Here is a 4,430-nt window from a genome sequence, read left to right as displayed (position 1 = left end):
CTCATAGGGCAGCAATACATCCTGCTGGTCCAGCCCGACCAGGGCAAAGAACGGGTAGCCGTTTAATTTTTGCGTTGCGATAAAGCGCGTTCTGCCATCGGAAAATAGATCGGTGTCCTTGGTGGCGAGATCAAGTTTGGTGTTCTGCGCGATCGATGGCACAAGCAGCGCGCGACTGCTACCTTGCGCATTGCCCATTTGCGACATGCGTGCCACCCCATCTTCACCGACAAATGCAAGGATGCCACCCTGTCCCAACACGGGATCATCAGAAAAGAGCGTGAAAAATTCGGGTGCCATACCCATCACCAGCACGCCGCCAAACTGGCCGCCTTCTGTTTCAATGCGGCGGGTAACTTGTATGATTTTTTTCCCGCTGAGCCGGCCGATGGTCGGCGTGCCTATGCGCATTGCATCGGATGCATTTTTTTGATGAAACTGAAAATATTCGCGATCTACAATCGTGAAATTTCTTACGATGGGGAGAGTGGCCGTGATGGGTTTGCCATGGATGTCATAGATAGAGAATGATGCAAACTGGGGAATGTTGAGCAGCCCGCTCTTGCTCATTTCCTCGAAGTTCAACGCACCGTTCGATTTTTCCCAGCTGTATTTTATTTGCTGCGTCAGCAGATCCAGCTGTTCTATCGTCCTGGTCAGGTACTGCGCATAGGCTTTTGAAATCGAAGTGGCTTGCTTTAATGCGTTGTCTTCCAGCTGCTTCTTGTCGCTGGCCAGTTTGGAGTACATGGCGCTCCACAGCAGTATTGCCAGCAGCAAGGCAAGCATGGGCCATAAAATGATGGGGCCGGGATTACGCCGAACGAAGCTGATCCCTGTGTTGCTATCGCGCTGGTGTCCTGCCGGATTTTTCACAAACATAAGAATAGTCAACAGAACCTAGGTAATTTTCTGAAGTGGAAACTCAACGAGCCAGGTTGACGATATCTACAGGATGCAATTCTGCGCCAGCCATCTGGAAAACGATGCTGGAAATCCGCAGGAGCGAAGCATGTTTTTTAGTAATATTAACTACTATTCAAGGAAAACCGCGTATGTTTTTATCGAGATCCCGGCTTTGATGAATCAGCTTGCAAGCCTTTTGTACGGAAGGGCCGATGTACCTGTTTTTCTATTCCAGGCACGCAGCTCAGTGTAGTCATTTGCACATTCAACTGGCATCCCATAAGTATGGGATATTCCTGGATTTGAGCGAGATGATTAAGCAGTCATGAAGCATGGCTTGCATATGCGGACTGATGGTCTCGTTTTGAGCTTGGCATGGCCTATGGCCGCTTTGCAAACGAAGGGGTTAATGTCAAATTTAACAACATTTCCTGATTGAAGGTGTTTTTAAGCGTTGCATCGTTATTGAGAATATTTTTTCATGTTAATTCGTGTATTTGGTGTTCCAGGTGATGTGCATGCCTGACGGCAGTTTTGCCCAGGCTGATCTGTGTCTTGCTGTGAGCTAACAGGGCGCGTACCATGAGGGCGCAAAGCAGACTATATTTTTTACGGAGAGACTGATGTCAGTTCATTTGATTGAAGCAGTGCGATTCAACGATGCAGGCGATAGAGTGGAAATGGTCAGATGGGGGCGCGGACACCGCAAGGGTGACGGCTCTCCAGGCTGGGAAGCCGTGACTGCGGAGCAGGATGTCAGTCTGGTCGTCGATGCACTGCATTTCGGCGATGAAGTGGCGACGGCATTCAAGGCCGGGAGCGATATGGTGCTCGGACCTAGAGTGCATATCGTCATACACCAGCATGGCATTGAAGATATCGATACGATAGATCATGACGTACCGGGCCGGACCCTGGCCGATTTGCCGCGATTTTAACCGGCTGCCATTCGGCAGCAGGATCACAGTTTGAAGATGGGAAGTGTGTATGGGTGGGGATTTAACAGCAGATGAGTTTGACGCGCTGAATCAGATAGTTGCGGGTCACAAGCAGGGACGGCCATCTGCCTGCGTGGCAAGGAATACCAAACGCTTGACCGGGCTGAAATATATCGCCTATGCAAAAGATGGCAGCCTGGGCTTGACGGACAAAGGCAAGCAAACACTGTTCATCAAGAGTTGCATTGAAGGCTTGCACGCCATCACCCAGGATCCCCAGGCCGTGCTTAAATCCGATGTCGCAACCTTCCTCGGCAAGAAGGGACATATAGCCGCCAAGGATGGCGCTGCAGGCTTCGATATTACGCAAAAAGGCCGGGAATGCCTGGTCGATATAGAGGCCAATCGCAAGTAGTTTTCTATCCCGGTTTTCTCTTTGCTCCGGCAATCTCATGGTCTGTATTTTCAGTTCAGGCCTGAGAGCTGTCGACTGAAAGCGGGACGCGGACAGGCTGCAGCATGCAAGCGTATCCACATATTGCTTCCCATGTTCCTGCATGCCTGACTTGAGCTGGAACTCAAAATTAAAGACGCCAGCATCCATCAAATTCCTGCATTCAAACCGCAACATTACGCCGCGATTGAAGCGCCGCGATGCTTGCATCACATGCAGGTTCAAGCATTCAATCCCGACCAATCTTGTCGGGCATTGTCACCGTTCAGATGAGTATTTGATCGAAGTCAAAATCCGTAACATGTTGATGCGATACCGTTGCACATGTTCCCCATCAACTACGGAGTAATCGTGAAAAAATCGTTATTGGCAATCGCATTGTGTTCTTTGGCAGCCATCAGTTCGCAAGCATTTGCGCAGCAAGTACAGGAAGGCCCTTGGCTGGTACGCGTACGCGCGCTGCACCTTGACCCGGCCAACAAATCTGATCCGGTTGGCGGCGCTGGCGCGGCCGATCGTCTGACGGTCAGCTCCAAGACATTTCCAGAATTCGACATCAGCTATTTTTTCACGCCGAACTGGGCAGCTGAACTGATATTGACCTATCCGCAAAAACATACGGTTTACCTGGATGGCGCATCGATAGGCACCTTCAAGCACCTGCCACCAACACTGACCATGCAGTATCACTTCTCGCCAGAAAAGAAGATCAGCCCATATGTTGGTGCTGGTATCAATTACACGAGAATTTCCAAAGACTCCCTGAACAATGGCGCTCTCCATCTTGAAAACAGCAGCGTCGGACTGGCCTTGCAAGCGGGTGTTGATTACAAGCTGGATAAAAACTGGTCCTTGAATCTGGATGTCAAAAAAGTCCAGCTTAGAAGTGATGTGATCGGCGCCTCAGGCAAAGTCAGCGCAGTGCAAATCGATCCATGGCTGATCGGTGTTGGTGTCGGTTATCGTTTCTAAACGGTAGCGAGAATAGCGCAGCCCAGTCTTCGCTGCAGAAATAAAAAAGGGCTTACGTTTATGCGTAAGCCCTTTTATTTTTTGTGCTTCGTCAATTGATAAACGATGAGGGCAGGGAAGTGATCGCCTGCATCCGAGCCAGGAACGTGGCTGGACGCCTAGTTACTTTCCGCAGCACCCCAGACATTTTCATAAACGATATCGCTGATCGCCTTCCTCTGGTCCCAGGCTTCCATTTCCAGCATGGGAGCGGGATAAAATTCCTTGACGTGCCCCAGGCACAAGATCGCAATAGGCTGGCTGCCAACGGGCATGTGACATATTTCGCGCAGCCGTGCGGGATCAAACAGTGATACCCATCCCAGGCCGATTCCTTCGGCACGTGCAGCCAGCCACATGTTTTGTATCGCACAGGATGCCGAAGCCAAATCCATTTCAGGCATGGTGCGGCGGCCGAATATATATTTTTCCCGGTAGTCGGTTAAGCCGACGATTAACACCTCGGCGCAGGAAAGTATCCCTTCGACTTTAATCCGCATGAACTCACTGGAGCGTTCACCCAAGGCGTCGGCTGTTGCGATGCGTTCTTCTTCCACATGTACCTGGATGGCTTTGCGCAAATTGGGATCGCTGATACGCAGGAATCTCCAGGGTTGCATGAAGCCGACGCTGGGCGCCATGTGAGCCGCACGAATGAAACGCTCCAGCTGGCCTTCTTCAAGCGGCGCATCATGAAAGTGACGCATGTCACGACGTTCGCGTATCACCTTGTAGACGGCTGCGATTTCTTCCGTTGAAAATTGATGTGCGTTCATGTTTGGTGTTGCTGTTTCAATGTGGCGAATGAGAGCATAGTGGCGTTTGCGTCAGCCTTTACGCATGAAAATCCTAGCTGCTGCATGATGCACTTGAAATCACAATCCTGCTTGATAATTGGATGAGCGGGGTATTCTGACATGCGCCATGTAGTGGCCTCCTGTGCTGGAGATTCAATGGCGCAAAATGGGCAGGAACTGGAAATAGAAAAGGGCCTAGTTTTTCAACTAGGCCCTTCATATTCTGTGGCTCCCCGACCTGGACTCGAACCAGGGACCTGCGGATTAACAGTCCGTCGCTCTACCAGCTGAGCTATCAGGGAACAGAAGCGAGATTATAAGATG

Annotated in this window: 4 protein-coding genes, 1 tRNA gene and 1 pseudogene; 3 read left to right on the top strand and 3 right to left on the bottom strand. The window is 50.6% G+C overall.

Translation table 11 applies throughout. The features are described from left to right. Positions 1–750: pseudogene (locus tag Q7T06_RS10405) on the bottom strand (GGDEF-domain containing protein); the annotation flags it as partial. Between the two features lie 779 nt (positions 751–1,529). On the opposite strand from Q7T06_RS10405, the gene Q7T06_RS10400 reads away from it, so the two are divergent. From Q7T06_RS10400 to Q7T06_RS10390, 3 genes are all read left to right on the top strand, one after another. Beyond that, entirely contained in the window at positions 1,530–1,844 is a 315-nt protein-coding gene (locus Q7T06_RS10400; protein ID WP_304784343.1) for a hypothetical protein, read from the top strand. Between the two features lie 49 nt (positions 1,845–1,893). Further along, positions 1,894–2,259, top strand: coding sequence for a hypothetical protein (locus tag Q7T06_RS10395; RefSeq protein ID WP_304784341.1), 366 nt, complete (start codon positions 1,894–1,896; stop codon positions 2,257–2,259). A gap of 390 nt (positions 2,260–2,649) precedes the next feature. Continuing rightward, the gene (locus tag Q7T06_RS10390; RefSeq protein ID WP_304784339.1) at positions 2,650–3,270 is read left to right on the top strand and encodes an OmpW family protein; all 621 of its coding nucleotides are present in this window, start codon (positions 2,650–2,652) and stop codon (positions 3,268–3,270) included. A gap of 158 nt (positions 3,271–3,428) precedes the next feature. On the opposite strand, the gene bluB is transcribed toward Q7T06_RS10390, so the two are convergent. Both bluB and Q7T06_RS10380 read right to left on the bottom strand, forming a co-directional pair. Beyond that, positions 3,429–4,085 (bottom strand): 5,6-dimethylbenzimidazole synthase, encoded by a 657-nt coding sequence (bluB, locus tag Q7T06_RS10385; protein WP_304784337.1) that lies wholly within the window; start codon positions 4,083–4,085, stop codon positions 3,429–3,431. Positions 4,086–4,332: 247 nt separating this feature from the next. Then, positions 4,333–4,408, bottom strand: a tRNA-Asn gene (locus Q7T06_RS10380). Positions 4,409–4,430 lie beyond the last annotated feature (22 nt).

This window comes from Herminiimonas sp., assembly GCF_030645555.1.
GTDB lineage: Bacteria > Pseudomonadota > Gammaproteobacteria > Burkholderiales > Burkholderiaceae_D > Oxalicibacterium.
The sequence above is the reverse complement of the archived record's forward strand: the minus strand, read 5'-3'. Positions and strand labels throughout refer to the sequence as shown.

Excerpts from the sequence above, each read along its gene's own strand:
- bluB (WP_304784337.1), bottom strand. The coding sequence starts at position 4,085 with ATGAACGCACATCAATTTTCAACGGAAGAAATCGCAGCCGTCTACAAG.
- Q7T06_RS10400 (WP_304784343.1), top strand. The coding sequence starts at position 1,530 with ATGTCAGTTCATTTGATTGAAGCAGTGCGATTCAACGATGCAGGCGAT.
- Q7T06_RS10395 (WP_304784341.1), top strand. The coding sequence starts at position 1,894 with ATGGGTGGGGATTTAACAGCAGATGAGTTTGACGCGCTGAATCAGATA.